Genomic DNA, 25,333 nt, shown 5'->3' with positions numbered 1-25,333 from the left:
TCCCAAGCCAATACCGGGAGCATTCGCCATGACACAGGAAACCATCGACCAATACGTGCGCAGCGCGCTGGCGCTGTCGGGATATGCATTGCGCGAGTCCGCCGCCGAGCAGGTCGTGCAGCAGTTCTCGCGCATCCACGACATTGCGTCGACCTTCGCCGACGAGCCGCTGCCCGTGGAACTGGAATCCGCTTCGGTGTTCCGTCCGTGACCGGCCCCGCTCACGACATCGCCCGCCAGGTCCGCAGCGGCGAACGCAGCGCCGCCGCCGTGCTGGACGCCACGCTTGCCCGCGTGCGCGAGCGCGATCCCCGCTACAACTGCTTCACGGCCGTCACGGAAAGCCGCGCGCGGCAGGAAGCCCTGGCCATCGACGCGCGCCGCGCACGCGGCGAAACGCTGCCGCCCTTGGCGGGCGTGCCGTACGCCGTGAAGAATCTCTTCGATATCGCCGACGAGGTCACGCTGGCCGGCGGGCGCGTCAACGCCTCCAACCCGCCCGCTCGGCGCGACGCGCTGCTGGTCGAGCGCATGCGTGAGGCGGGCGCCGTGCTGATCGGCGCGCTCAACATGGACGAGCACGCCTACGGCTTCACCACGGAAAACACCCATTACGGCGCCTGCCGCAATCCGCACGACACCTCGCGCATCGCGGGCGGCTCGTCCGGCGGCAGCGCCGCCGCCGTCGCCGGCGGGCTGGTGCCGCTGACCCTGGGATCGGACACCAACGGTTCGATCCGCGTGCCTGCCTCGCTGTGCGGCGTCTTTGGCTTGAAGCCCACCTTTGGCCGCCTGCCGCGCACGGGTTCCTTCCCGTTCGTGGGCAGCCTGGATCATCTGGGTCCGTTTGCAAACAGCGCCAGCGACCTGGCCGCCGCCTACGACGCACTGCAAGGCCCCGATGCCGCGGACGTCGCCTGCGCGCAGCGCCCGGCGGCGCCCACGTTGCCGGCCATCGCGGAAGGCAATGGACGGCTGCGCGTCGCGGTGCTGGGCGGCTACTTTTCGGAATGGGCGGGTCCCCAGGCGCGCCGCGCCGTGGAAATCGCCGCGCGCGCCCTGGGCGCGACTGACGTGGTCGACATGCCGGCCGCCGTGCAGGCGCGCTCCGCCGCCTTCATCATCACCGCGGCGGAAGGCGGCGCGCTGCACCGCCGCCGGCTCGTCACGCATTACGACTACTACGAACCGCACTCGCGCGACCGCCTGGTCGCCGGCAGCCTCGTCCCAGCAGCCTGGGTGCAGCAGGCGCAGCGCGTGCGCCATCGCGCCTACCTCGAGGCGCTGGCCCTTTTCGACCAATACGATGTGCTGATCGCGCCCGCCACGCCCGTCAGCGCCACGCCCATCGGCGCGGACTGGCTGACACTCGCGGGCAAGCAAATGCCCGCTCGCGCCAGCATGGGGCTATTGACGCAACCCATTTCCGCCATCGGGCTGCCGGTCTGCACGGCGCCCACGTGGCCGGAACTGGACGAAGACGGCCACCTGCCGCTCGGCGTGCAACTGATCGCCGCGCCCTGGCGAGAAGCCGATTGCCTGCGTGCGGCCCACACGCTGGAGCAGGCTGGCGCGGCACGCACGCGGCCGGTTTGACGTTCCTTACACCGCAACGCCTGGAGCTTCGACATGGAATCCGCATTCGCCGCCATCGACATGCCGCGCACGCTGGCCGACTCCGCTTACACCACGCTCAAGCGTGACATCCTGGAGTTCCGGCTGGCGCCGGGCGACCGCTTCACCGAAACGGAGATCGCGGACCGGCTTCAGGTCAGCCGGACGCCGGTCCGTGAGGCGCTGTTCCGGCTAGAGCGCGAAGGCTATCTGGAGGTGCGGCAACGCAATGGATGGCTGGTCAAGCCGCTGGATTTTGAAACGCTGGATCATTTCTATGAGCTGCGCAGCGTGCTGGAAGCGGCAGCGGTTCATGCGCTGTGCACGCCCGGGCAATCGCCCGATCCGCTGCTGGCGCTGCGCGCGCTCGTGGAGACGTGGCTGGTCGATGAGAGCGAGCGGTCCAGCGATTGCGAATGGCTGGCCGACCTGGACGAGCGCTTTCATATCGAATTGGTGGCGGCCGCCGGCAACCCAGAGATCGCACGGGTGCATCGGGCGGCAACCGAGCGGATCCGCATCGTGCGCCGGCTCGACTTCACCCAGCCCGATCGCATCGGCACCACGTACCGGGAACACGCCGCGATCCTGTCCGCCGTACTGGCGCGCGACGGCGCGAGCGCCGCGGCGCTGCTGCGCGCGCATATCAAGGACAGTCAGGAGGCGGTGCGCAAGATTACGTTGCACCGGCTGTACGCGACACGCCGCGCGAAGGCGGCGTGAAGGCGGGCGGGCGGGGGGCCTGCGGGGGTTGCCAAAATTCGGGCTTGGGGGCGCGCGGGCTTTCGAGCTTTGGGGGCCTTAACGCTTTTGGGCTTTGGGGCTCTCGGGCTCTCGAGCTTTTGGGCTTTCGGGCTTTTGGGCTTTCGGGCTTTCAGGCCGCTCCTCGGGCGGCCGCCATGCCGGCCCGGTTCAGCTGGCGCGCAACCAGCGGTGCAGCACGCGCGTGATGACGGGAATGCAGACAAACACCATGATGGGCGTCAATATCACGCTCGTGATCAACACACGCCAGAACACCGGCAGGATGCTCAAGTGCTCGCTCACCAACACCGAGAACACCAGCAGCACCGGAAAGTAGGCCAGCCAAATGCTGACCGCCTGCTTCCAGCGCGGCGGCGTGCTGGCCTTCGGCGCAAACCACCCAGCCGTGCCGCTCACCCGATGCTCGTGACTCGCGCGCACCAGCGTTGCACCGCGCTCCAGCCACATGCGGCGTGGCAAGGACTTTTCCCACCGGTTCAGGCTGGCCTCGTCGGTGAAGCGCAGCACGATCTGATACTCATCGCCGCCTTCCGGCGGCTGCAGCACGCCAGATCCGAGAAACCCCGGAAAACCCGCCGCCAGGATTTCGCCCTGACGCATCCAGGACAGGAAATCGCTATAGCGCTCGGGCGCGATGTGGCGCGTCACCAGCATGGTGACCGGACCGGAAACGGCAGAATGAGACATGGCGGAACTCCTGGGCAGCGTGCAGCGTGTTATGCACGTTAACCCTAGCAATCCGTGTGCCAGCCTTGCGGCGCAGCATTTGCCCCTTGGCGGTGTCATTCAGCGAGATGGCCCGAGTAATTGCGCACCGCAACACACCCCATATTGGTGATAACCCCTACACGACGCACCAGTTCGGTGCATATCGGAGATAAGCAGCAATGGACATCAACCTACCCGACGTCTTGGCCGAAGTCACGGCCGCCGTTGAATGCTACGAAGCCGCGCTGGTTTCCAACGACGTGCAAGTGCTCGACACCCTGTTCTGGAACAGCCCTCACACCCTGCGTTACGGCGCCGGCGAAAACCTCTACGGTTACGACGAGATCCGCGCCTTCCGCGCACAGCGTTCCCCGCAAGGTCTTGCAAGAGAGGTCCTGCGCACCGCCATCACCACCTATGGCCAGGACTTCGCCACCGCGAACCTGGAATTCCAGCGCGAAGGCAGCACGCGCATCGGACGCCAAAGCCAGACCTGGATGCGCACGCCGCAAGGCTGGCGCGTGGTGGCGGCGCATGTCAGTTTGATGACCTGACGCGGCCATCGGCCTTGGCATGACTCGGGACCGACGGCGCCATATGAATATGCGCAATCGGCATTGAGCCTGGCCCCGTGCAGGTCTACACTGGCTGTTCCTTTTTCCCTCGTTGGAGCACACGCTCATGAGCACATACAAGATTGCAGTCTTCGTCGGAAGCCTTCGTGCCGCCTCGATCAATCTGCGCCTGGCGCGTGCGCTGGAAAAGCTGGTTCCGGCCGACTTCAAGTTCGAGTATGTGAGCCTGGGCGACATCCCGCTCTACAACCAGGACAACGAAAACAACCTGCCCGCGCCCGCCGCCAAGCTCAAGCAGCAGATCGCCGACGCGCAAGGCATCCTCTTCGTCTCGCCCGAGCACAACCGCTCGGTCCCGGCCGCCATCAAGAACGGCATCGACTGGGGCTCGCGCCCGTGGGGCCAGAACTCGTGGCCCGGCAAGGCCGTCGGCATCGTGGGCGCATCGCCCAGCGCCGCTGGCACCGCCATGATGCAGCAACACCTGCGCAACATCCTGGCCGCCGAAGGCGCCAACGCCCTCACCACGCCGGAAGTCTTCCTGCAGTATTCCGAAGGCCTGGTCGACGACCAGTTCAACATCACCAACGAAGGCACCCGCAAATTCCTGCAGGGCTGGGTGGACCGCTACGTCGACTGGGTCAAGAAATTCAACACCTGATCTGCCGCCGACGCCGGCCACGCGCAGCGTGCCGGCGCCGATCGCCCGACCTACCTCCGGGCGATCAAGCCCCTCGATTCGTCGAGGGGTTTTTTTTGGTCAGAAATCCGACTTGAATTGGGATTTTCAGACCCCGCGAAGTGCATCGGTGGCGGCATACCTTGGACCTTCATAACTCGGCACACCGCGTACCAACACAGTGCGCAAAACATGTTGTAGGGGAAAAACACGAGCCATAGAGGCAAAAGCCAATTGCTCTTTCCTTGCAACTCATTGGGCTCTCCCGTCCGCCAAGGGACATAATGGCGCAACGCTTCGGCGGGAGTCAGGAAGATGCGAACATTTGGGCGATTCCACCAGTTAGATTCGCCTGGTTCGGGCAGCTTGCCTGGACCTTCGTCCATGAATATTCGAATGAACTCCCATACTTGCCCGACATACATCTCGGACGCCTCGGTCGGCGCATTGCTTTCGACCGAAACGAACAGTGACACCGGCGAGGATTTTGTCCCGCAATGAGATACGGACTCAGCTTGCATTCTCAATATCAGCGAATGCATCACAACCACTGCTCTGCCAGTAAATTCCACCTTGGATTGCTGACCCGCAACTGCAGACCTCCAATTGCCTGCAACCAACCGTCGGCGCTCCCTGTAGTACACCTGCTTGGCGGACCTATCAAATATAAAATCCGATTCATTTTTTATTATTCGAATGCTAATCGCAAGCATAAATGAGACGAAAACAGCTAGCGACGCCATTGAGATCAAAAACGCATAGTCAAATTTTGGCTTTCCGTAAATTTCAGCCAGAAAGAAACATGTTGCTGCGCCAGTGCCGCCAACGAGGACAGACGCATACACTTTCCCTGTAGCAGCAGAGCTCGCCACCCACGGGTTTCTTATTCGCAACCGGGTATCGTCGGTCTCTACAAGTTGATCCCCGATCATGGGCGAGACACCGGCAGTGTCATTGCTCGACCAAATCCAATTTATTGACATATAAACCGCTCAATCCTCTAGCAGAAAGTTGGCGCCAGCGACGGCTTCTTCATCCAGCCCCTGGTTGGGCTTAAATTCGATTGTCAATATCGCGTTGGAGAAGCCTTTATCCTTGATTTTGAAATGCAACACCAAACCAGCGGACGTGACGTAGCAAGCAGGTTCCAAGCCAAACACCGTAATTGGCGGCAGACCAAGTCCAACATTTTTTCCCACACTGCCCAGCCCCCCGTCCCACGTGCTTTGCCCCAAAATAAATCCGGGCAAGAGCACAACGAATTCAACGTCATCATCAGAAAACCATCTATCGTGCCACCCGTTCTCCATGCCATTCAATTTGACAGATTCGATCTGATCAGAATCGAGTAGGATCGGGGCGAAAAACGCCTGATACCAATCCTTCATCTCGGCGCTGATGTCAACATATCTTGGAAGATTAAGATCTTTGTCAAGTAGGATGCCTTCCCGCTGCTCGCCGTCATTTTTCAAGTTTCCCAATTGGCACCGTGCGGCCCAAAGCTCCATAGCAGAATGCGCCTCAGCAGCCGCCAGGGAATGGAACCAAATACCGCCGGCCAGTAAAGCCACGCCCGTTAGGACGACTGCGGCCGCCACCCAGCCGACAACGGGAACGGATGCAGACACTCCGGCAATCGCCGTTCCACCAGAAAGAACTTTAGCAATGGCGCTCGTCCCTAAGAGCACTCCCGATCCCACCGCCACCAAAGTCCCTCCGGCGTACGTATAACTGCCTGCCGCCTGATTGCCGCCCTGGAAAAGGCGATTGGCCTTTAGAATATCCGCCGCTATACCGGCAATAATTGCAAGCCCGCCAGCAGCCGAAGCATAAAGCCTGGACAGAACGAGTTTCTTCAATGCAATAGAAAAAGCCAAACCAGGAATTCGATGGCCAAATTTCGCCCTTACCGCAGAGTAAGCGGATCGCGTACTCATCGCTGCCGAACTTATGGAACTTATGATCCCAAGAAGCGCCGACGCAAAATTCAACGCAGCTTCGTGCGAGTATTTGCTTTCCACCGTCTTTAGCGCATACCCAATATTGATAATATTGAAGTAAACCATTCCGAGGTTAAGGCCAGCCCCGATTGACGTGGTGCTCAACGCCTTGAGCTTCGGCTTTACCGTGGAAGTCTGGGTTCGCTCGATCGATACCGATCTATTACCTTTAACTCTGACGCTGGTGCCTGTACGTTCCACCTCAGCCATACCCTTATCGACCAATTCCTTTAATTCATTGGAAAGCTCGTGTGTCTGGGTGAGAGTATCCAAAACAGTGTAGCGTCCCGCCATTAACCCCACCGCTTTTTCCAAATTCGCCTCGCCCGCCGCCGCGTGGACTTGTTGGCGGAGATTCCGGCTTGCGTCCCAGCGAGTCTTCCCCTTGAGTCGCTTTAGCGCGACGGTGGTGATGGTCTGGGAGGTCAGATCGGTGACGCCGTTGATCGCTGGAAATTTGAGGCCAAGCTCAGAGATGACAGCATCTGGTGCGCCCAGTATCGAGCCAACTGCATCCGCTTTATCTTTAAACGGATTGAATGCAGCTAGTGAAATGTAAACGGTGCTTTCAGGATCGTCACACCATCTCTCGAGCCGTTCATATCGGGAGTCGCCCTCGTCTTTAACAGCGAGCGATTGCGTCATGCTCTGCAACATCAACGCGATAGACAACTCCAAGCCTGCCGCAGACCGACGGTCATTCCTATCAAATGTCTCGAACATCGCAGCCAGACTCTTCGGGTCGACCTTATGCTTCGATTCCGCGGTGGATATCCAAGAGTCATGATCTGAACATGCTTGGTCCAGTTCATGCACCATCACACGCAGTTGCGCGTCTGCTTCTTTGCGTTGCCTTAAAAAGTCGAAATACCGCTCTGTATCTATTCTTTTAGCCAGGCGCGCGCCCGACGGAGACATTCTTTCGTCGGTCAAAACTTCATATTCCAGCTGCTCCTGCGATGGGATCGACCGATTCGTCGGCTGATTCCGATGCCACTCGCCTCTTCTTGACGCAATGTTCGCTGGGTCGCCGCGGTCAGCGGGAAACATTGACTTCAAGGTACGAGTCAGCAGCAAGGCGGTCAGATTCTTGTGATGAAACTCTGAACTGGCCAGGTGGATTTGTTCGACGTCCAAGCTGAGACAGTCGGGCAGGTGAGGCTGACTGGCGCCTTCTGCCCTCTGGCCAGGCCTGCGTTTTAGATCCGTGATCTGATGCTGATACGCAGCGGCGATCAAACCCAAATCAAGGCTGATCCCCTCGGCGTCATTGAGCGCGACCACCGCTGGGACGCGCGGGCGCGTGAAGCGGTAATGGTTGCCCTGAGCGACAAAGGTCGCGACCGACAGGTCATCCTCGCTGGCGTGGCAACTCCATTCAAGCGGCATGCGCTGCCCAAGGGGCTTGAAGTCTTCCACCCAATCCGTCAAAGCATCGGCCGGCAGTATGTGGGCTTGACCAGACGGCGATTTGACGCCAGAGGTCAGTTCGACCATGTCCAAGGGTCGCATGTGAAGCTGGCGCGCTTCAGGATCTTTGGCAATCCTGGCCGTCATGGCATTCGTCCAAAGATGTGTGCTGTAGCCGATCCACACCTCTTTGGCGGTGTCCGGGCTGGTGTCTGCCCACACCCAGCCCATGCGCGCTCCCGTCCTGTACCTGTTCGTCTTGTCGTAGTCCTCCAGACCTGTGTACGTCAGTTCCTGATAATGTCCCTCACCGTCGTACTCATGGATAACGAGCTTTTCGCCCTTGGGACCCTTCATGAACACGTAGACGTATCCCGGACGAAGCGCGCGCAAGGTATAGGACGAAAGCTGCAGACGCTGGAAATCCGCTTCCAGATTGAAACCGGACTTGGCGTACCGATACAAAGCAGATCCATCCGCATCCGGGACGATCGCATATCGAATAGGGAGAATGGGGATGCGCGGGCAGCAGGCCGGCGCCGACGTTGCTCCGCCGGCCGTTGTCTTGGACATGGGTGGTTTCCTTTGCGTGCAGACCTATCTTCACCTTCGGGGAGGATCCAGGCCGCCAATAGGAACGCGTCCACGGCAAATGGGAAGTCGCGATGGACGCGCATGGAGTGCGCTTGCATTACCCCATACCTACCCACCATCGGATATCAGACAAAAACTATTTTTCGCGGCAAACAGCCTGAATGTTCACAAGCTCGCCGGCCTGCAAGCCGTGACGACATTTCGTCAACCCCAAGCGAGCTAGAACCGGCGTTGCACCACACCGCCCTTGATAGTTTCGGACCGAGCCTCCGGAGGTTCTTCCAGTCGGCTGCACTTATCCCCTTCAACTGTGGAGAAAGGTGAGGACAGCCTTGGGGCAGGTGCAAAATTCCCTGTCGCGCCAAGCACTTGCAGGGCGCGGTCAATAAATGCGCAATCATCCTTATGGACGATTTCCGATGGAGTTATCCCCGGTTTTTGGCGCTAGCGTCCAAGAAATCCAGGTGTCGCTCACCCCACTGTGGATTTGTCCCCGCCTTCTGTGGAAAAGCATGAGGACAGTGTGCGCACAGGTTGAAAATCCTGTTGCATATCAACGCCCTGCGGGGCGTGGTCACGAAAGGCCCAAACGCAGTTTGTTTGGGCTGTGTTGTCCCCGGCAAATGTGGATAAGCCTGAGGACAGCCTAGGGGGAGTCTGCAAAAAGCCTTGCAGGTCAGGGACTTGCAGGTCGCGGGCAAGAAACGCCCACTAGGCGACCGAGATGCGGGCCGCATCGAGAATGGCAGGCCTCTTGCAAAAAGCAGACAGGCTTGTCCCCATGGAATGTGGACAAGCCTCTGAACAGTCGCACAACAAGTACAGAAACCCGTTATGTGACAGTCACTTGCGAGGTGCGGTCAAGGAATGACCAGCACCGGGATCAGGAATCGCCTTCGAGGCGCATGCCGATCTTCAATCCCACCTGCCAGTGCGCCACCTTGCCGTCCTTGATGTGACCGCGCACTTCGGTCACTTCAAACCAATCCAGGTTGCGCAAGGTTTCGGACGCGCGCTCAATGGCTTTCGCGATCGCATCGTCGGAGGATTTGGTGGAAGAGCCCACCAACTCGATCTGCTTATAGACATGATTCGACATAGCTCGTCTCCGCTGTGAGGTGAGTCGTGAATCGTCGGTGCTTGGCCGTGTTCCGGCGCTTACGACCGGCAATCCATTCGAACACACAGGATACCTGCGCAGCGATAGAGTGGTGTTACGAGTTCCGTCGCGCGGTCTCGACCGGCGACGGAATCGCTTTTGCAACGCGAAGCAAAGGAGATCACCATGCCTGAACGAAAGACCATCGAACGCGCCAAGCGCGACAAGGGCGAAGGAAAGTCCGCGTCGACGCAGGCCGGCGAGTTTGTGCGCGAAGAAATCGACAACGTGCGCGAAGGCAAGCATGGCGTGCGGTCCAGCAAGCAGGCCATCGCGATCGGCCTGTCCAAGGCGCGCCGCGCTGGTGTGAAGCTCGGCACGCCCAAGAAGGCCAGCGCCGAAACCAAACGCAAGGCCGAGCAAGACACGCGCGCGGCACACGACGGCCATGCCAAGTCGAGTACGCGCTCCAAGGCGGCGACCAAGGCCCTGAAGAAGGAAAGCACCAAGCCCGCATCGAAGTCGGCGCTGTCACGCAACGCGACCAAGACGGCGAGCAAGCGCACGGCTGCGGACCGCTCGGCTGCGGCGCGCAAGGCCGCGGCGACCAAGGGTGCGGCCGGCCGCTCGGCTGCGGCCAAGAAGGCGGCGCGCACGCGTGCGGCGAACAAGCAGGCAGCGGGCGGGCATCACGCGGCGCATTGATTTGGCGAACTGCTGCGGCGTATCCATGCCGCAGCCCCCCATCAACGCGCAGCTAACCGGCCTCGAACGCCTTGAAGCGCTCCTGCAAGAACTCCCGCAGCCGCCGCACTGCGGGGGATAGGAGCATGCGGTGCACGCACAGCAGGTACAACGGTGACGGTTCGCTGACGTAGCCGGCCAGCAGTTCGACAAGCCGGCCCGCACGCAGATCCGTCAGCACGTCGTATCGTGATTTGTACGCCACGCCGTGCCCGGCCAGCGCCCAGCGCCGCACCAGGTCGCCGTCATCGCCGACGCGATCGCCCTTGACCGGAATGGTAAGGCTGGTGCCGTCATGCTCGAATGTCCAGCGGTCATGCAGGGTTTCGCCGAGCACGAACGACAAGCAGTTGTGCCGCCGCAGATCCGCCGGCGTTTGCGGCACGCCATGTCGCGCCAGATAGGCGGGCGCGGCGCACACCACGCGCCGGTTGTGTTCGGCAAGCGGCAGCGCGACAAGGCTTGAGTCGTTCGGGGTGCCGTAACGCACGGCGATGTCGACCGGCTGCCGGTACAGGTCCGCCAGCCGGTCGCTGATGCGCAACTGGAAATTGACGCGGGGATGCTGATGCTGAAACTCGTCCAGCCACGGCAGCAGCACGTGGCGGCCCAGGTCGGAAGGGATCGACACCGACAAGGTGCCGGCGATGTCCGTCTTGTCGCGCGCCATGGCGTTCTTGCCAGCCTCGAGCGTGGAGATCGCTGACCGCGCGTACTCCAGATAACGCTCGCCGTCGCTGGTCAGCCGCAGGCTGCGCGTGGACCGCACAAAGAGCCGCGTTTCAAGTTCCTGTTCCAGCCGCTTGAGCGCGGCACTGGCCACCGCCGGCGTCAGGTCGAGCTCGCGCGCGGCGGCGGAAAAGCTGCCCAGATCCGTCGCGGCGACAAAGATTCTCAAATCCTCGAATCGGACCAATTCCGGCCTCATTTTCAAAAAATTATTGAAACTGCCTGCGATGCTAGCCGGTTTTTCATGGCTGCGGTGTGGGTAATCATGCACTCATTCCCCGACGCACAAGGAGTCACCGCATGAACATCGAACTGAAGGGCAAGAAGGCATTGGTCACCGGATCGTCCGGTGGCATCGGCCTGGCCATCGCCACCGGACTGGCGCAGGCCGGCGCGCAGGTCGTCCTGCATGGTCGCAATGCAAGCAAGCTGGCGCAGGCCGCGCAGACCATTTCGCAGCAGGTCGCAGGCGCGCAGGTCACCACCGTGCAGGCGGACCTGGCCACCGCGGACGGCGCGGCGTCGGTCAGCGCCGCGCATCCCGACGTGGACATCCTGGTCAACAACGCCGGCACGTTCACGCCCAAGTCCTTCACCGAAATCACCGACGACGACTGGCAGGCCATGATGGACACCAACGTCATGAGCGGCATCCGCCTGTCGCGCTATTACCTGCCGCGGATGCTGGCGGCCAACTGGGGCCGAATCGTGTTCATCTCCAGCGAATCCGCCGTGCAGATTCCCGCCGAGATGATCCATTACGGCGTCAGCAAGACGGCCCAGCTGGCCGTGTCGCGCGGCCTGGCCGAGCTGACTGCGGGCACCAATGTCACCGTCAACGCCGTGTTGCCGGGCCCGACGCGCTCCGAAGGCGTCTCCGACTTCTTTGCGGAAATGGCCAAAGAGCAAGGCGTTTCGCAGGAACAGATGGAGCAGGACTTCATCGCCCAGCACCGCCCGACATCGCTGCTGCGCCGCCTTGCCACGGTGGAAGAAGTGGCGAACATGGTCGTCTACACCTGCTCGACGCAGGCGTCAGCCACCAATGGCGCGGCCCTGCGCGTGGACGGCGGCGTGGTCCGCTCCATCATCTGATCCCTTGAATCACCAGCACCCCATCATGAAAGCCATTGCCTACTTCAAGAACCTGCCCGCCGACAACGCCGACGCGCTGCAGGACATCACCGCCCCCGAACCCGTGCCGGGCGACTACGACCTGCTGGTGGACGTGCATGCCATCTCGGTCAATCCCGTTGACGTGAAGATCCGCGCCAACCGCAAGCCGCAGGAAGGAAAGCCGGAAATCATCGGCTGGGATGCCGCGGGCGTGGTGCGCGCGGTCGGCGCCCGGACCAGCCTCTTCAAGCCTGGTGACCGCGTCTGGTACGCCGGCGCGTTGACCCGCCCGGGCGCCAACAGCGAACGCCACATCGTGGACGAGCGCATCGTTGGCCACATGCCCAAGAGCCTGGATTTTGCGCAGGCCGCCGCCCTGCCCCTGACCACCATCACCGCATGGGAATTGCTGTTCGACCGCCTGCGCGTGCTGGACAACGCCGCGCCCAGCCAGCGCAGCCTGCTCGTCATTGGCGCGGCTGGTGGAGTTGGCTCGATCCTCGTGCAGTTGGCGCGTCAGCTCACCGGCCTGACGGTGATCGGCACGGCCTCGCGTCCCGAAACACAGGCTTGGGTGCGCGAACTGGGCGCGCATCACGTCATCGATCACACGCGGCCGCTGACCGAGGAGCTCAAGCGCATCGGCTTTGAGAACGTCAGCTATATCGCCGGCCTGACGCACACGGACAAGCACTTTGCGCAGATGGCCGAGGCGATTGCGCCGCAGGGCAAGATCGCACTGATCGACGACCCGGCCGCGGTGGACGTGCGGCTGCTCAAGGGCAAATCGGCGTCGCTGCATTGGGAATTCATGTTTGCGCGGCCGCTGCACAACACGCCCGATCTCATCGCCCAGCACGAGCTCCTGAACCAGGCCGCCCGTCTCATCGACAACGGCACACTGCGCACGACGCTGGGCGAGCACTACGGCAAGATCAACGCCGAAAACCTGCGGCGCGCGCATGCCTTCATCGAAAGCGGCAAGGCGCGCGGCAAGATCGTGCTGGAGGGGTTCTAGAAACGCGGCGATCCCGTGCGGGATCGCGTGCGCCGGCGCGGCGCGCCGGGCGTGAACAGGCCTGTCAGCCTCGGCCTTCGCGCTTGGCGCGTGCGTGCGGGTCGTTGATTTCGGCTTCCAGCTCGGCAATCAGCCACTGGAACCAGCCGTTTTCCGTGCGGGCATAGACGGCGGCCGCCGGCGTCTTGCCTTCGCGCCAACCCGTCTGATGCGCGTCCATCCAGGCGGACAGGCTCTTGTGCGGCGCCAGCAGGCCGGACAGCCACGACCACAGGTAATCGGGCACGTTGCGGCGAAAGCCCTTGGCGCTGGCATAGATGGTCGGCTCCAGCGGCAGGTTGCCCGCACGAGCCAGCTTGGCCTGCGTCCGGCGCAGTGTCTCGACAGCGGCCTGCAATTGTTCGGTGCTGAGCTTTTTCACGTATGACTCCTGATGCTTGATTTGTGCGGATTATCGCCGCAGGGTGCGGCGGTTACCAAGCTGCCATTTACCTTTTGCGAGCCGGCGCAAGGCCTAATAGCAGCGTGGCGGCAAAACGCTCGCCGGGTTCCAGCACCTGCATGCCGGTGCGGGTCTCGCCAGCCGCCGCGAGGTTGAACGCGTCGGCCACGTTGGTGACCGGTTCTACACAAAGAAAATCCGCGCCCGGGGCCGTGTACACCACCAGATGCGCAAACGCCGGGTCGGCATGCAGCGCCAGTTCGTGCCCATCGGGCCAATGCAGCGTCGCGCGGCCCTGCCACTGCGACAGGTACGTGTCGCAGCCCTCGGCGGACTGGCGCAATTCACGCACTGTCGTCGTTTTGCTTCCCGTGGGGAGGCCATTCTCATCCGACGGCCAGATGCGTCGGGCGTGCAGCGACACGCGCTGGGCCGTGAAATACGGATGGATGCCCATACCGCATGGCATCGGGGTGTCGCCTTGGTTGGTGATGGACAGCTTCAGGCTGAGCCCGCGGCTGTCCAGACGCCATCGCTGCACGCACTCGAACGGCCAGGGCCAGCCCAGCACGCCAGCGGGTTGGTCGAGCACCAGGTCGACGCTGTCGGGTGTCAGATTGCGGACCTGCCAGGACTGGAACAACCCGGCGCCGTGAATCGCCTGCGGGCGGTTCGGCACGGACTGCAGCGCGTATCGGGCGCCGTTGAAGGTGAAGACGCCGTCGCGGATGCGGTTGGAATATGGCGCGAGCGGATAGGATCCGGCGCGAGGCCATTTGCCGGCGGGCCATTCGGTGGCGGTCAGGGGCACGATCCAGTCGTGAGCGCCGGTAGAGAGACGCGTCAGACGCCCGCCCCCGCCCGGGGCGAATTCGGCTTGGTGGTCGCCGCTGGAAATGGTCACCCGCTCGGTGGCGTCCAGCTCGGCAGGAACAGCAATATCGGACATGAGGGTTGAAACTCCTGCGGCGTCCACGTGCGCCACGAGGGGGAATTGTGCCCGGCGGGGCAATAAGGCTGCAAGTTGGCGGGATCGTGACGCCGGCGGCTAGTCTCTGGCGGACCACCACAGCCATGCCGCCGCGGCAAAGGCTGCCCAGGCCGCAACGATCAATATCGCGCCGAGGACGCTCCGGGGCTTTGCACCCTTTTCTCGCATCCATTCATCAGCCTGCTGGCGGCAATCCGAGATGACATCCGAAGGAAGGAGTTTGATAATCAGCCAGATCAGGACGGGGAGCAGCAGGACGTCGTCGACGTATCCCAGCACCGGGATGAAATCCGGAATCAGGTCGATCGGGCTCAAGGCGTAAGCCACGACCAGCACGCCAAGCGCCTTCGCGTACCAGGGCGTCCGCGGGTCCTTGCCGGCAAACCATAGCGTGACGCCGTCACGCTTGATTCGTTTGGCCCAGGTCTTCAACTTTTCGCTTGTGGTCACGGATGGGCAGACCGTCTGGATAACGCGCCAATTGTATTAGTCGGCATGCGGATCGGCGGGGCTTGCCATCGGTAAGGGGCGCTTCAGATCACGGCGCGGCCGCTGGCTCGTCTAACGCTTGAAGATGTCTGACACTGGACGGAAATGTTTAAAAAGTCGCTTGTCAGATGCTGAGCCAAGTCGCCAGCGGCGACAACGACAGCAGCACACCAGCCCACGCTACCTTGCTGCCATCTCGGTGTATGGCATATACGCCGGAAGCCACGCCGGGAAGCCCGGGGATCAATTCGAAGATGATGTACGGCCAGAGTCCCTCGTGCATAACCACCCACCAGTGCAACCAGGCAGTAGCAATACCGCAAATCAGCGCAAGGATGCTGTAGAAGGACCAACCCAAATCGCGCAGCATGCTGATTCCCTTCTGCTGGTTAATGCTGTTGCCTCGCTTGGTTAGCGAGCAATCGTACCCGAACAGCGCAAACGCAACCGCGAAGGTGATCGTATCTGCAAGCGTATCGGCTAGATCGCCCGGCATGGTTGTGAACGTACGCTCGATCTCAATCTGGCCCTTCATTGCCCGATGGAGTTCGACGGTGTCAAAAATCGAGGGATTTCGGTTCCAGCCACCGTGCACACGAACCGCCCGCCGATCCGAAAAATCGCAACCCGCCGCCAAATCGTCCCGCCCCAGCTCAGCAACCCCTTCCCCGCCCCGATACAATCACGGGCATGAATTCCGCACTGCAAAACACCGCCGCCGACGCCCACGCGGGCCACACTCCCATGATGCATTGGTAACTACCATAGAGATAATTCCGATAGCTTTCAAAAGCTACGCCAAAACCGACGCCGTCGGCAATTCGCTCGTCAATCTTGGTGCTCCATGAATCACGACAGGAAACGTATCCCGGGCCTTGACGACCCCGCTCGAAGATCTCAACCGCGGCGCACCTTTTGGAGGCGAGCTATCGAGACACTCAGCAGCCCATCACACTGGGTGTTCGCGGGGATTTTCTCAACTATTGCCTGGGGGCTTCTTAATTCTGGTGCCGCCATCGAGAACCTTCGCACAACGCCGCAAAAGGCCCGGCTGGCAGTGCAGGAGTTCAAGGCTTGGTTTTATGACGACGCCTATTGGACAGGCGTGTGGGGCAACAACAGCGAATACATACTCGGCGCACCTGAATTATCGGAAACCGACATAAGATTATTGTTGGTTTCCGACGGGGGCCAGGTTGGCGGCATGATCTCAACCCCATGGACTTGTATGTGGGATTTCGTGGCTGGACTCGCAAATGTCGAAGGGGAGATCGATGTTTGGGGTCGGCTCCAGGGCTCCGCCTGGGATTTCCGAGACAATAAAAAAATTGTCCTGTTTACATTTACGGCTCACAAAGACGATTTGGAGCAAGGAACAATTCGGATCCACCAAGGCGAATTTGCCCCGGCTTTACCTGCGGTTGCCCGCCTCATCAGGCAGATCGAAGCCAATGATGAAGGGCCCGTCGATGCATTCGATGTGCCTCCAAGATGCATGGAGGAGCACGCGAAAATTAGGCAACATCGGAAACCTAACCCCGATAGGGTGGAAGTAAATCGCTATCCTATCCCGGTGAGCGAGAAGCGAATTGACAGGCACTAGCCGACCCCCCGCTCGCAACTCTCGCTCTGATCAAGGGAGCGCTCAGACCAATCTGAGTCGACTCGCGTTCGGCGGAGCGATATTGTAGAGCCGGCTGATGTCGTCGCCCGATGTATGCAACATCGTCCGCAAGTCGCTTAAGGCGTAGCCGAGGTCTTCGAGGTGACTTCTCACGACCTCTGGCACAACTGATGGCACCTCGGCGGCGAAATCCAATTCAGCCGGTTCTCGGCGTCGATACTGCAATTGGCTCATTTGCCGCCACAAATAGCTGCTCTGATTGTCCGTAAGCAAGCCAATAGTCTTTGCACGCACCAGGATAGCCGCCATTGATACGCGCCATATTGGCTTCAGCGCCGCAAGCCTCGGTACCGTGATCGTTCCGCCCAAGAGAATCGGTCGTATGTCGCGAGCGGGCATCAGCAACGCCGCAGCGAATGCATTCGCCTCGTCCTCCATCGCAGGCGAAGGATGGCGATGCATCACAAGATGCCCAAGTTCATGAGCCAGAGTGAATCGTTGCCTGTCTGCGGGCTGGTTCCTATTCAAAAATATGCACGGCGGCATATCGGGCGTTCGCACCGTCAGACCATCGACAGACTCCCCATCAAAGTCACTCAGGATGACGAGGCAGCCAGCCCGTTCCACGTACGACATCAAATTTCGTATGGGGCCTACAGGAATTAGCCACATTCGACGTACCATTTCCGCGACGCCTTCCGCCCCCCCTGCATACTCATCAACTTCAATTTCGGGCAGATCAAGTTCAGGCGCCAAGTCAACCGACTTGAGCAGGCGCCGAAAATGGAACAAATGAATGTTCACCTCTGCCTCAAGCTTTTCAATACTCTGCTTGCCAACGCTCGCACGCTTCCGGTACATCGGATGAACGCTAACCGGCAGCCCGAACACGCGGTCGGGCTCGAAGAAGAAGCTAACCGGAAAATTTAACGCGCCCGCGACCTTACTAAGTAGGACTTCAGTTGGCTGCAATAGGGCGTTTTCCCACTTCGAAATGTGGGCTTGGGACACACCGCTCCTGTCGGCCAAGAGACTTTGACTGAAACCGCGCGACTGTCGCGCGATTCGAAGGAGATCGGCATTGAATTCGTGCTTCATTTTCCACTTACTTTCTTAACCGCGCCGTTGTTATGGCGCGGACGAACAACTCGACGGCCGGCCGGCTCTTCGGGAGCGGGGCCTTCAGGCAGGATCGATACGACATTGGATGCGTCGCCAGCCTGGAGCAGACTCTCTGTCCACAAGATCCTCTCCCCCTCTCGAGCCACAACCATCACATCCTCAATCTCGGTCTCAAGCGCATTCAGTCGGTAGACGACGTCGACACGCTGTACGTCTGGCAATCCCAACAGATTGTTGGCATGGTCATGAAATGCTAGGGCAAGTTGCGTCGGATAGTTGGAACTCACGCCGTTGCTATCACCCTTCTTAAAACGGAACAGGACCTGATCCGCGATGAAAAAATCAAGAGATTCGTTCCGCCTTCTCACCGAAACGGATGGATTGCCGTCAAAGCTCACCATCGCATGGCGGGCTATACGCTCCCACACAACGTTTGCTCGGGTACGCTTGAACAACCACGGCCCATTCAACGGATTCTCTCGGCACTCGTCCCAAGCGCGTAGGACTGAATTGACGATATCCTGGGCAAAGGGCCGCAGATTGTATAGAACCGCTTCCTGATGAGGCAATGGCATTCGAGTTCCTAAGACAAGTCGACGGGGGCAGAATAGCACGCCTTACATATTTCACCTCAAATTATTCATAAAAATATTCACGGCGTTACACCACCGTTGTTGCGCGACCACCGGTGCTGGGGAGGACACATGTGTAGCCATTACCAGACCCTGAAAGACGCTGAGCTGCTGCTAAAGAAGTTCGGCGTGACAAGGCCGGGCGTGCTCGACCAGTACGACATGTGGCCGCGGTATCAGGGCATCTTCGTCCGCCGGCCGCCGGAGCATGAATCCGGCGACGAGGCGGTGCCGAGCTTGGAGGCCGTTACCGGCCGCTGGGGCTTGATCTCGGGATCCACCCGGCCGGACGCGCTACCCGGGGCTGAGAAGCTGTCCACCTTCAACGCCCGCGACGACCGCGTAGCCAACGCCTTCACCTTCCGCAACGCCTGGCGCCGAGCGCAGCACTGCATCATCCCTGCGGACGCGATCTTCGAACCCGACTGGCGATCCGGCAAGGCGGTGGCCACGCGATTCACCAAGGCCGACGGCGGACCGCTTGGCGTCGCAGGCCTCTGGGACCGCTACCGCGACGCCGCCGGCCAGTGGCAGGAGAGCTACACGATGCTCACCATCAACGCGGACAACGATCCCCTCTTCCGCGACTACCACCAACCCAACAAAGAAAAACGCATGGTGGTGATCCTTCCCGAGGGTGCGTATGGCGACTGGCTGACCGCGAGCGCCGATCAAAGCCGCGACTTCCTCGTACCCTTCCCCTCCGACAAGCTCGTCGCCACGCGACGACCTGACGCCGATTCTGCTGCGATATACTGTATATACATACAGTATATCGCAGCAGAATCATGCTTTGCTCCATCGTCCGCACCCACTACCTCGGCCAGAAGCGCCGGGACAATGACCCCGCGCCAGCCGTGACTGGCACTGTGCGGATGTACTCGATCACGCGCCAAGACATGCGGCGTCAGGTGCGCATCATGACGATGGATGGCCTAGCCAAGTTCGGCGCGACGGCTAAAAGGCCAATCCCTGACCTACTCGAGCCAGAACTGCTCACTTTCTGTTCTGACAGGGGGATGATGGTCTGCGGCTTCGAAGAGATCGACGGCCGGCGCTACTACCAAGGGTGGTGGATGCAGTGGCTTCAACCGGGCTAGGTGTTCAGTATACGGACAATAGTGAATTTATTATGGTCCGCCTTAGCCACTTGCCTTACCCTCAGCGTTCGCGCAGCCCGTGCCGGCGGATGCGGCGCGATTCGCCCAGGCCACCAGCCTGGGTATTTTTTTGGAGTTGCGAGCCCTCCAATCACCGCGACTTATGGATGTGTAAGCTCGGGCACAACTAGAGAGGGGTGGAGGCAGTTCGAGGCGACCTGCCTTCCGCAAAAAAACCTACTCGATCGAGGATGCGCTATTTATTTGCGAGGCATTACGAACTAAAGAGCCACAAGTCAGGCAGAGTTCGCCGGAGGGTGGAACAAGGGCGCGCCCTTAAGCTGAGGCACAAATAAAATTTGGAAATTCCATTTGTACTCATGACCATCGATTGTCAAGCAAACGCTATGCGTCCCACTGCTTTCAATGGGAAAAGGTTCGACCGAGAAAATTGTCGAAAAAGGATTAGGTGTAATGCCAGTCGCCTGCGGCACAGTCATTTCGGACTTGCTGTCGAAAATAGTACTCTCTTCGGGTGACTTGACCGCCACAGCTATCGAATACACTCTAGGAGCTAACCCTTTGAAATCTATAAAAAAGGTAACTCGGCGGAGAGCTCCACCCGGGCGGTATTCATTCGGGATAACAATAACGCCGCCAGGGCATAAACCAATAATATCGTGAGTACCCTGGCCTGAAGACTTGACATCATTGCAGACAATGAAAGTAGTGTCCTCAATTGGGGGATACACGGGCGACTGCTGAGATTGATTCATAATTAATGCAGATGCACCGCCCCACCACCGCCGATAACCTCGAAAGGATGTAGCTCTGATGCTGGATCTTCTAATTTCCTGGACACCGACAAACGCAGATATGGCCTAGTCTCGGCGGCAATCAACCAAGAAGCACCCATAATGGTTGCATTTCTAGCCCCCAAAATGCCGCGATCATTTGCCGAGAAATACTCCATTAACGCCGCAGTATCACCAGACGTAGAGTCGCTCCACAGCTTGTCGGCCGTCACTTTTGAGGCAGCGACTCGGCGGTCAAAAGCTGGACGCACGAACCATTCGTGAACGAACCGGAGCAAACTCGGACGGGTCACAACCCAAGCGAAAAAAGCCAAGATCGCAATCGCCATCAATGATGTAGCGATGATTGGAAAGATCAAATTAGCCATTCCACCCACCTGTCACGTACATAAACATGTGCACAATCGTCCAAACGGCTGGGACCATCATTGCAATAGAGTACTCCCACAGCACCTTACCCGCAGCCATCGTCTTCGGAAGCGATCCACTCTGCTGAGTGGACCAGCCCTCGACGGCCTTGGTTACCCTGGGCTCGAACCAACGCCGACTAAAATTGTGCGCGCATAGCCCTAGCAACCCCACTATCACTACAGCTGGCCCCAATGCTCCCACACTTGGGGGAGCTTTGCCAGTAGACATGAGGGCTACCGCCGCAAAGTCAACCCCGGCAAGCAGCAAGATCCAATCAGACGGGGCTGTGGCTCCAGAAACCGAAAATCCACGCTGGCTGACATTGAACGCGAGCACGGCCAACGGGACCCCTAGATTGATGATCCAATAAATTACACTCTGTTGAGAAAACCAAACCAGCATGGCGAGCAGAGGCGCGTGCACTTGGAAATATTATGAATCATATTAGCACGCTGAACCGTGCGCCCCGGAACGGAGCGCACTTGAGTTGGATCTGGCGTCAGCGTAACGCTTCGTAGCTGCGCTCGCATGTCAATCCGGCGATACGGGCACGGTCGGCAAGTGCCGCAAGCTCTTCAGCTCGGTCGCTAACCCGGCCGAGCATGTGGGCGAGCAAATCAACGGCAGAGGCCCCTGTCGGGCTTCCGTTGGCAGCGGAGGGATCTCGGGAGATTGCGGCGCGAGCCAACGTGTTTGCCCGGGCGCGCAGCCCGTCACGCTCAGCACGAGCACCAGCAGCATCAGCAGCCGCTGCAGCGGCCTGTTTCGTTGCGTCATCACGCGCTTTCTCCACTGCGGCCGTGCGCCGCTTTCCCTCTTCTCGGGCCGCCTCTACGGCGGCAACTATTGCCTGTGCTTGGGCATCACGCTTTGCCGCCTGCGCCGCTTCGGATTTGGCCAGCGTCGCGGCCGCGCGCCAGCCCTGCGCGGTCCACCCTGACCATCCGCCCAGCGCAGAGACTGCCAGCGCGACCGCCACGTAACCTTTCCACCCTGCCAGCGCTTGGCCAAGCCTGGCCGCGGCGTTCATGCCCGACCTCGCCAGTCGCGCGCGATCTGGAAGTGCGGGCCGTCCTTAAACGACTTCCAGTCGCCACCCCACTCCACCGGTACACCTAGCTCGCCAGCGCAGGCTTTCACCACCTCGGCAAGATCGGCGAAGGCCTGCCAGTCGTTCCAGGGGATCACGCCGCGCACCAGCGGCGCTAGGTCGACGGCGTGGCCGAGGCCGTCGGCCTGCGGAAGGTGGTAGCTGTTCATCGTCTGGCTGGCGCCCTTCGTGACGTACTCGCGCTGCTGCGCCGGCGTCCGCACGCCCTCCACCACGGTGAAATCCACGGCCGTACGCTGAATCGCCAATTTGACGATTTCGACAAGGTCGGGGTGGATGCCGATCAGGCGCGCCAGACTGCGCTGGGATAGTTGAAATTGGCTCATGCTTTGGGGATCCTGATGTGCTTGGCCGTTACTGCGGCCACATAGAAGGCAGCCGAAGCTGCAAGGGCGGCGTCGCCGGCGCTTGCCCAGCCGGCAACGAAGATCCGGCAGGCTGTACCTGTTGCGGTAAGGCAGATGGCTGCCAAGCCGACGCGCTCCAGCGTCGTGTCTTTGATCGACTTAGAGAACACCGCCAGCACAGCGCCGCCGGCGACCACAAGCCAGCAGACGAAGGCGAGGACGGCCCACAAGGTGATGTGGATCTTGGCGTCCATGTCAGGCCCCTTTACCGCGTACGCGATCAAGAACTGCTTGCCACAGCGCGCCGATGGGCGCTTCCTGCACGGCCTGCCACATGCGCGACATGATCGCCATGCCAAGGAAACCGCACAGGAAGCCTGACAGCCCCTCGGGGATACCTAGGAACTGCGCCAGCCACGGCGAGCCGTAGTACGCCAGAACGGCGCCAGTCGCGGCCATGCTGGCCTTTGCTGTGCGTGATCCTTGCAGGAATCGCATGGACACCATCGCGCCAATCACGCCGGCCAGCTTTGCCGCGAGGGCGTCGAAGTCTTGGATGTTCAATCGCGTCCCCTTGAGACGAAAAAAAGCCCGCCGAGGCGGGCATGTTGTTCAGACTTCGATTCCAAGGCGCTGCGCCCGGGCCCGAATAACGTCCGCCAATTTAGCGATTTCGTCGTCGGTCAACGCCTCGGTGAAGATGGCGACGGAGCTGATATCGACTTCAGCGGCGTAGGTGTCTGTTGCGCTGCCGATCCGGAATTTGTTCCCCGTCAGGACGCGTGCCGTCGTCGGCGACGCCGTCGACGACTGCCCGGTGGTGAGGTTACGAGCGACGTTCTGCGAACCGACCCGGACGATACGGAGCCCCCATGCGGTAGCGACTTCGCCACTGGTCAGCGTGGTACCGGCCGAGGTGATCCCGCCAGAGCCGTTATCCCGGGCCCCACCCGCAGCCAAGCCGGTCGAGGTCTGGTAGAGGCTCACGCCAAAGGCTGTGCCTGTATAGCCAGGCGTAACCGCGGGCCCCCGATACGTGGACACGTACATACCCGAGTCTGCGGCAGACGCGCTCGCGATAGGCGCTGCCGTGCGACACACCACCAGGATGGTGGCCTGCTCGGTCTCGGGGATGTCCGTCTGGATGTAGTTTGCGTTTCCTTTGAACCTGGCATACGCGCCAAAAACCGCCGGCGTCCCGATGATCTGGACCGGCCCTCGGCCGGGCACTCGATTCAACGACAGCCGACGGATATCAGTATCAAATGTGAACCAGCCAACCAGACCCCGCGTGACGGGGGGAACGACACGGCTGTACCAAGGCGCGGCCGATCCGCGCGAAACAATTGCAACGCCCATAGTTGTAATTCCTCAGATGAGATTCAAAGACTTTGCCGCGACATGAGCGGCAAGATTGCGAGCCAGCGATACCCTGCCGGACATGGTGGGGTGGATGCTGTCCGAGTAGGTCGTGGTGCGGAACCCTGTGATCGGATCAGTAGATCCGGTCAGCAGCGTGTAATCGCTTTCCGGGTTCTCAAGCGCCCAGGTCGGAGCGACAGTCGCGCCGTGCTCAGACGCCGCCTGCATGATGCTGCGAAGAATGGCGGTGTACTTCGTGGTCCACAGTTCTTCGCGAGCATCCTGTCTCGCGGTTCCTGGCAGCGCGCGCAGGATCTTTACCGATGGCCACGCCAGCTTCAGCCTCTTGTAGATCAGCCGATCGTTATCGAGTACTGCCTGCGAGATTTCTGCCCCTGACCGATCCCGCGCGTCGTTTGTCCCCACTGTGATGACAACCTGATCAGGTGCCTGAAGGCCAAATCTTGAGGCGTAGTATGCGAAGTCGAGGATCCAACCGTTGCGCACGTCTTCGGCGGGGTCTTCCGGAGTCGCAATCCGCAGGAATGGGTTGTAGACCACCTGGTCCGTTTTGATCATTGCCAGATAAGCGGCCTCGCCCCCCGGGCTCACAATCGAAATGCGGTCCGCCACAGCGCCGGTGAAATCTCCCGTCTCCCAGCCTTCGCGGGCTTCAGCGAGTGGCCCGCTGGCATCGTTCGCGTTGTTCGAAACGCCGCTGGTGTTAAGTGTCCCAACCCATTCGGGCACGAAATTTCGGTTTTCCAACTCTGGGGCCATAAGCGATACCAGCTGCCGATTGACGATGCTGTCGCCAATGATCATGATCCGCTGGTTGACGGCGGCGCCTTGATTTCCGACCGCGGCAATCTGAATATTGCGCGCCTGACGCGAGGCCAGATCCCTCTTATCCCGAAGGCTCAACACCAATGTTCCGCCGGTTAACGACAAATCTCCGGGAATATCAAGCCCATACATGCCACAGCGCGAGAACGCTGTGCTGGTGCTCGCGACGCTGCCGATAACGCGCTCCACGCGGCTTCGGACCCCCAACATGCTGGAGAGATCAAGCCGCGTTGTCTGACCCTGGAAGATTGCCAGCCGTGCGCTGAAATACACCCCCCTATCGAAGGGCGAATCGATACGCGCGTCTTCCGGAACCCCAGGTTCCGACGAGGGGTGGTCGAGCACCTCACCGCGCTCATTGACAACAAACACGCCGGGCATATCCACATTTTGGATAAACATCGGCCCCACCCACACCCCCTCATCGTCACCCATCAAGAGCCTGCCGCCTTCAGCGTCACCAATGCTGGTAGGCTCATTCAGACGGCCCGTAATGGTGAAGCTGGGGGCAGCATAGGTCGCCTCGTCTTGTGACACTACGACGGCGCCCTCTTCGTTGGCGATGCTCAATATTGGCTGTACGCCATCATGGATCAGCGTCTCGAGGGCGTTCGCACGCTGATCGAGAGCCATCACACTTTGCGTCGTGGCTGGCTGGATTTCGGACCAAGCCCACACGGAACCATTCCAAACGTAATCCCCGTTGTTGCCCGAGGTGGGATCATTCGTGACTCGTCCTGTCGTCGGAACGGGACGGCTGGTATCGGCCAACATGGCGGCCACAGTTAAATACGTACGAATATTCGCCACGCCGGACGCGGCGTCCAACACCTCTGTCCGAAGGGTAGCGAGGTTTTTCACGTCATTGCCCGCCCGGTTGACGTTCGGCGTGCCCACGGCGCCATTCGAGAACGCATCCAGGGTTTCGGCATCTACGCGGCCGTTAAGCAACTGCTGCCTTGTAAGGTATCCAGCCATTGGGGACTCTCA

At 60.5% G+C, this 25,333-nt stretch carries 29 protein-coding genes and 1 pseudogene; 11 read left to right on the top strand and 19 right to left on the bottom strand.

All coding sequences use genetic code 11. From position 1 onward, the window contains the following. Window positions 1-28: 28 nt before the first annotated feature. Genes AC6CIE_RS00920 through AC6CIE_RS00910 form a run of 3 tightly spaced genes read left to right on the top strand, consistent with a single transcriptional unit; the run spans window position 29 to window position 2,337 of the window. Window positions 29-211, top strand: a complete 183-nt coding sequence (locus tag AC6CIE_RS00920) for a DUF4089 domain-containing protein (protein ID WP_056563598.1) — start codon at window positions 29-31, stop codon at window positions 209-211. Next, window positions 208-1,596, top strand: coding sequence for an AtzE family amidohydrolase (locus AC6CIE_RS00915; protein ID WP_498090810.1), 1,389 nt, complete (start codon window positions 208-210; stop codon window positions 1,594-1,596). The genes AC6CIE_RS00920 and AC6CIE_RS00915 overlap by 4 nt, the downstream gene beginning before the upstream one ends. Window positions 1,597-1,629: 33 nt before the next feature. After that, window positions 1,630-2,337 (top strand): GntR family transcriptional regulator, encoded by a 708-nt coding sequence (locus AC6CIE_RS00910; RefSeq protein WP_218344543.1) that lies wholly within the window; start codon window positions 1,630-1,632, stop codon window positions 2,335-2,337. Between the two features lie 189 nt (window positions 2,338-2,526). Here AC6CIE_RS00910 and AC6CIE_RS00905 read toward each other — a convergent pair whose 3' ends face one another. Continuing rightward, window positions 2,527-3,066, bottom strand: coding sequence for an antibiotic biosynthesis monooxygenase (locus tag AC6CIE_RS00905; protein ID WP_191579228.1), 540 nt, complete (start codon window positions 3,064-3,066; stop codon window positions 2,527-2,529). Between the two features lie 200 nt (window positions 3,067-3,266). Between AC6CIE_RS00905 and hpxZ the strand changes: the two genes are divergently transcribed. Together hpxZ and AC6CIE_RS00895 are read left to right on the top strand one after the other, a co-directional pair. After that, on the top strand, window positions 3,267-3,641 hold the full coding sequence (hpxZ, locus tag AC6CIE_RS00900) for an oxalurate catabolism protein HpxZ (RefSeq protein ID WP_498090808.1): 375 nt from the start codon (window positions 3,267-3,269) through the stop codon (window positions 3,639-3,641). Window positions 3,642-3,768: 127 nt separating this feature from the next. Further along, entirely contained in the window at window positions 3,769-4,323 is a 555-nt protein-coding gene (locus tag AC6CIE_RS00895; RefSeq protein WP_218344542.1) for an NADPH-dependent FMN reductase, read from the top strand. Between the two features lie 50 nt (window positions 4,324-4,373). Here AC6CIE_RS00895 and AC6CIE_RS00890 read toward each other — a convergent pair whose 3' ends face one another. The 3 genes from AC6CIE_RS00890 to AC6CIE_RS00880 all read right to left on the bottom strand — a co-directional run bounded on the left by AC6CIE_RS00890 (window position 4,374) and on the right by AC6CIE_RS00880 (window position 9,444). Beyond that, a complete protein-coding gene (locus AC6CIE_RS00890) occupies window positions 4,374-5,273 on the bottom strand; it encodes a hypothetical protein (RefSeq protein ID WP_498090806.1) in 900 nt (299 codons plus the stop codon). 60 nt (window positions 5,274-5,333) lie between these two features. Continuing rightward, a complete protein-coding gene (locus AC6CIE_RS00885) occupies window positions 5,334-8,324 on the bottom strand; it encodes a T6SS effector BTH_I2691 family protein (RefSeq protein ID WP_498090804.1) in 2,991 nt (996 codons plus the stop codon). 904 nt (window positions 8,325-9,228) lie between these two features. Continuing rightward, a complete protein-coding gene (locus AC6CIE_RS00880; RefSeq protein WP_056563617.1) occupies window positions 9,229-9,444 on the bottom strand; it encodes a dodecin in 216 nt (71 codons plus the stop codon). A gap of 186 nt (window positions 9,445-9,630) precedes the next feature. Here AC6CIE_RS00880 and AC6CIE_RS00875 point away from each other — a divergent pair, with 186 nt between their 5' ends. Beyond that, window positions 9,631-10,149: a DUF6496 domain-containing protein gene (locus tag AC6CIE_RS00875; RefSeq protein ID WP_498090803.1), complete on the top strand. Its 519-nt coding sequence runs from the start codon at window positions 9,631-9,633 to the stop codon at window positions 10,147-10,149. 52 nt (window positions 10,150-10,201) lie between these two features. Here the strand turns inward: AC6CIE_RS00875 and AC6CIE_RS00870 are convergent, their stop codons facing one another. Continuing rightward, window positions 10,202-11,104 (bottom strand): LysR family transcriptional regulator, encoded by a 903-nt coding sequence (locus tag AC6CIE_RS00870; RefSeq protein ID WP_498090802.1) that lies wholly within the window; start codon window positions 11,102-11,104, stop codon window positions 10,202-10,204. Window positions 11,105-11,217: 113 nt separating this feature from the next. Here AC6CIE_RS00870 and AC6CIE_RS00865 point away from each other — a divergent pair, with 113 nt between their 5' ends. After that, complete coding sequence (locus tag AC6CIE_RS00865) at window positions 11,218-12,012, top strand: SDR family NAD(P)-dependent oxidoreductase (protein ID WP_218344539.1); 795 nt, start codon at window positions 11,218-11,220, stop codon at window positions 12,010-12,012. A gap of 25 nt (window positions 12,013-12,037) precedes the next feature. Then, window positions 12,038-13,051, top strand: a complete 1,014-nt coding sequence (locus tag AC6CIE_RS00860; protein WP_343737027.1) for a zinc-binding alcohol dehydrogenase family protein — start codon at window positions 12,038-12,040, stop codon at window positions 13,049-13,051. Between the two features lie 64 nt (window positions 13,052-13,115). Here AC6CIE_RS00860 and AC6CIE_RS00855 read toward each other — a convergent pair whose 3' ends face one another. From AC6CIE_RS00855 to AC6CIE_RS00840, 4 genes are all read right to left on the bottom strand, one after another. Beyond that, window positions 13,116-13,472: a hypothetical protein gene (locus tag AC6CIE_RS00855; protein ID WP_498090801.1), complete on the bottom strand. Its 357-nt coding sequence runs from the start codon at window positions 13,470-13,472 to the stop codon at window positions 13,116-13,118. 67 nt (window positions 13,473-13,539) lie between these two features. Then, window positions 13,540-14,442 (bottom strand): aldose epimerase family protein, encoded by a 903-nt coding sequence (locus tag AC6CIE_RS00850; RefSeq protein WP_498090800.1) that lies wholly within the window; start codon window positions 14,440-14,442, stop codon window positions 13,540-13,542. Between the two features lie 99 nt (window positions 14,443-14,541). Continuing rightward, window positions 14,542-14,934: a YkvA family protein gene (locus AC6CIE_RS00845; RefSeq protein ID WP_498090799.1), complete on the bottom strand. Its 393-nt coding sequence runs from the start codon at window positions 14,932-14,934 to the stop codon at window positions 14,542-14,544. Between the two features lie 163 nt (window positions 14,935-15,097). Next, window positions 15,098-15,508: a hypothetical protein gene (locus AC6CIE_RS00840; RefSeq protein ID WP_498090798.1), complete on the bottom strand. Its 411-nt coding sequence runs from the start codon at window positions 15,506-15,508 to the stop codon at window positions 15,098-15,100. A gap of 309 nt (window positions 15,509-15,817) precedes the next feature. Between AC6CIE_RS00840 and AC6CIE_RS00835 the strand changes: the two genes are divergently transcribed. Then, on the top strand, window positions 15,818-16,576 hold the full coding sequence (locus tag AC6CIE_RS00835; RefSeq protein WP_498090797.1) for a hypothetical protein: 759 nt from the start codon (window positions 15,818-15,820) through the stop codon (window positions 16,574-16,576). Between the two features lie 42 nt (window positions 16,577-16,618). On the opposite strand, the gene AC6CIE_RS00830 is transcribed toward AC6CIE_RS00835, so the two are convergent. Next, entirely contained in the window at window positions 16,619-17,695 is a 1,077-nt protein-coding gene (locus tag AC6CIE_RS00830; RefSeq protein ID WP_498090796.1) for a helix-turn-helix domain-containing protein, read from the bottom strand. Then, a complete protein-coding gene (locus AC6CIE_RS00825; protein ID WP_498090795.1) occupies window positions 17,692-18,294 on the bottom strand; it encodes a hypothetical protein in 603 nt (200 codons plus the stop codon). Before AC6CIE_RS00825 ends, AC6CIE_RS00830 begins: the two co-directional genes overlap by 4 nt. 129 nt (window positions 18,295-18,423) lie before the next feature. Here AC6CIE_RS00825 and AC6CIE_RS00820 point away from each other — a divergent pair. After that, window positions 18,424-19,074: pseudogene (locus AC6CIE_RS00820) on the top strand (SOS response-associated peptidase); the annotation flags it as partial. Window positions 19,075-19,226: 152 nt separating this feature from the next. Next, entirely contained in the window at window positions 19,227-19,451 is a 225-nt protein-coding gene (locus AC6CIE_RS00815; RefSeq protein ID WP_498090794.1) for a hypothetical protein, read from the top strand. Window positions 19,452-19,747: 296 nt separating this feature from the next. On the opposite strand, the gene AC6CIE_RS00810 is transcribed toward AC6CIE_RS00815, so the two are convergent. From AC6CIE_RS00810 to AC6CIE_RS00775, 8 genes are all read right to left on the bottom strand, one after another. Beyond that, window positions 19,748-20,227, bottom strand: coding sequence for a hypothetical protein (locus AC6CIE_RS00810; protein WP_498090793.1), 480 nt, complete (start codon window positions 20,225-20,227; stop codon window positions 19,748-19,750). Between the two features lie 2 nt (window positions 20,228-20,229). Continuing rightward, on the bottom strand, window positions 20,230-20,634 hold the full coding sequence (locus AC6CIE_RS00805; protein WP_498090792.1) for a hypothetical protein: 405 nt from the start codon (window positions 20,632-20,634) through the stop codon (window positions 20,230-20,232). 542 nt (window positions 20,635-21,176) lie between these two features. Continuing rightward, window positions 21,177-21,707: a DUF2514 family protein gene (locus tag AC6CIE_RS00800; RefSeq protein WP_498090791.1), complete on the bottom strand. Its 531-nt coding sequence runs from the start codon at window positions 21,705-21,707 to the stop codon at window positions 21,177-21,179. Beyond that, window positions 21,704-22,114: a M15 family metallopeptidase gene (locus AC6CIE_RS00795; protein ID WP_498090790.1), complete on the bottom strand. Its 411-nt coding sequence runs from the start codon at window positions 22,112-22,114 to the stop codon at window positions 21,704-21,706. Before AC6CIE_RS00795 ends, AC6CIE_RS00800 begins: the two co-directional genes overlap by 4 nt. Continuing rightward, entirely contained in the window at window positions 22,111-22,389 is a 279-nt protein-coding gene (locus AC6CIE_RS00790; protein ID WP_498090789.1) for a hypothetical protein, read from the bottom strand. Before AC6CIE_RS00790 ends, AC6CIE_RS00795 begins: the two co-directional genes overlap by 4 nt. 1 nt (window position 22,390) lies before the next feature. Then, window positions 22,391-22,699, bottom strand: coding sequence for a hypothetical protein (locus AC6CIE_RS00785; RefSeq protein ID WP_498090788.1), 309 nt, complete (start codon window positions 22,697-22,699; stop codon window positions 22,391-22,393). A 48-nt stretch (window positions 22,700-22,747) separates the two neighbouring features. Next, entirely contained in the window at window positions 22,748-23,494 is a 747-nt protein-coding gene (locus AC6CIE_RS00780; RefSeq protein ID WP_498090787.1) for a hypothetical protein, read from the bottom strand. A gap of 12 nt (window positions 23,495-23,506) precedes the next feature. Beyond that, a complete protein-coding gene (locus AC6CIE_RS00775; protein ID WP_498090786.1) occupies window positions 23,507-25,321 on the bottom strand; it encodes an SGNH/GDSL hydrolase family protein in 1,815 nt (604 codons plus the stop codon). Window positions 25,322-25,333: the final 12 nt, after the last annotated feature.

It is taken from the genome of Achromobacter sp. GQ309 (assembly GCF_059759315.1).
The sequence above is the reverse complement of the archived record's forward strand: the minus strand, read 5'-3'. Positions and strand labels throughout refer to the sequence as shown.

Coding starts and splice junctions, on each gene's coding strand:
- AC6CIE_RS00815 (WP_498090794.1), top strand. CDS start 19,227: ATGTACTCGATCACGCGCCAAGACATGCGGCGTCAGGTGCGCATCATG.
- AC6CIE_RS00780 (WP_498090787.1), bottom strand. CDS start 23,494: ATGGGCGTTGCAATTGTTTCGCGCGGATCGGCCGCGCCTTGGTACAGC.
- AC6CIE_RS00885 (WP_498090804.1), bottom strand. CDS start 8,324: ATGTCCAAGACAACGGCCGGCGGAGCAACGTCGGCGCCGGCCTGCTGC.
- AC6CIE_RS00800 (WP_498090791.1), bottom strand. CDS start 21,707: ATGAACGCCGCGGCCAGGCTTGGCCAAGCGCTGGCAGGGTGGAAAGGT.
- AC6CIE_RS00840 (WP_498090798.1), bottom strand. CDS start 15,508: ATGAAGGGCCAGATTGAGATCGAGCGTACGTTCACAACCATGCCGGGC.
- AC6CIE_RS00810 (WP_498090793.1), bottom strand. CDS start 20,227: ATGAATCAATCTCAGCAGTCGCCCGTGTATCCCCCAATTGAGGACACT.
- AC6CIE_RS00795 (WP_498090790.1), bottom strand. CDS start 22,114: ATGAGCCAATTTCAACTATCCCAGCGCAGTCTGGCGCGCCTGATCGGC.
- AC6CIE_RS00830 (WP_498090796.1), bottom strand. CDS start 17,695: ATGAAGCACGAATTCAATGCCGATCTCCTTCGAATCGCGCGACAGTCG.
- AC6CIE_RS00875 (WP_498090803.1), top strand. CDS start 9,631: ATGCCTGAACGAAAGACCATCGAACGCGCCAAGCGCGACAAGGGCGAA.
- AC6CIE_RS00905 (WP_191579228.1), bottom strand. CDS start 3,066: ATGTCTCATTCTGCCGTTTCCGGTCCGGTCACCATGCTGGTGACGCGC.
- AC6CIE_RS00920 (WP_056563598.1), top strand. CDS start 29: ATGACACAGGAAACCATCGACCAATACGTGCGCAGCGCGCTGGCGCTG.
- AC6CIE_RS00850 (WP_498090800.1), bottom strand. CDS start 14,442: ATGTCCGATATTGCTGTTCCTGCCGAGCTGGACGCCACCGAGCGGGTG.
- AC6CIE_RS00805 (WP_498090792.1), bottom strand. CDS start 20,634: ATGGCTAATTTGATCTTTCCAATCATCGCTACATCATTGATGGCGATT.
- AC6CIE_RS00910 (WP_218344543.1), top strand. CDS start 1,630: ATGGAATCCGCATTCGCCGCCATCGACATGCCGCGCACGCTGGCCGAC.
- AC6CIE_RS00865 (WP_218344539.1), top strand. CDS start 11,218: ATGAACATCGAACTGAAGGGCAAGAAGGCATTGGTCACCGGATCGTCC.
- hpxZ (WP_498090808.1), top strand. CDS start 3,267: ATGGACATCAACCTACCCGACGTCTTGGCCGAAGTCACGGCCGCCGTT.
- AC6CIE_RS00825 (WP_498090795.1), bottom strand. CDS start 18,294: ATGCCATTGCCTCATCAGGAAGCGGTTCTATACAATCTGCGGCCCTTT.
- AC6CIE_RS00860 (WP_343737027.1), top strand. CDS start 12,038: ATGAAAGCCATTGCCTACTTCAAGAACCTGCCCGCCGACAACGCCGAC.
- AC6CIE_RS00880 (WP_056563617.1), bottom strand. CDS start 9,444: ATGTCGAATCATGTCTATAAGCAGATCGAGTTGGTGGGCTCTTCCACC.
- AC6CIE_RS00895 (WP_218344542.1), top strand. CDS start 3,769: ATGAGCACATACAAGATTGCAGTCTTCGTCGGAAGCCTTCGTGCCGCC.
- AC6CIE_RS00835 (WP_498090797.1), top strand. CDS start 15,818: ATGAATCACGACAGGAAACGTATCCCGGGCCTTGACGACCCCGCTCGA.
- AC6CIE_RS00890 (WP_498090806.1), bottom strand. CDS start 5,273: ATGATCGGGGATCAACTTGTAGAGACCGACGATACCCGGTTGCGAATA.
- AC6CIE_RS00775 (WP_498090786.1), bottom strand. CDS start 25,321: ATGGCTGGATACCTTACAAGGCAGCAGTTGCTTAACGGCCGCGTAGAT.
- AC6CIE_RS00790 (WP_498090789.1), bottom strand. CDS start 22,389: ATGGACGCCAAGATCCACATCACCTTGTGGGCCGTCCTCGCCTTCGTC.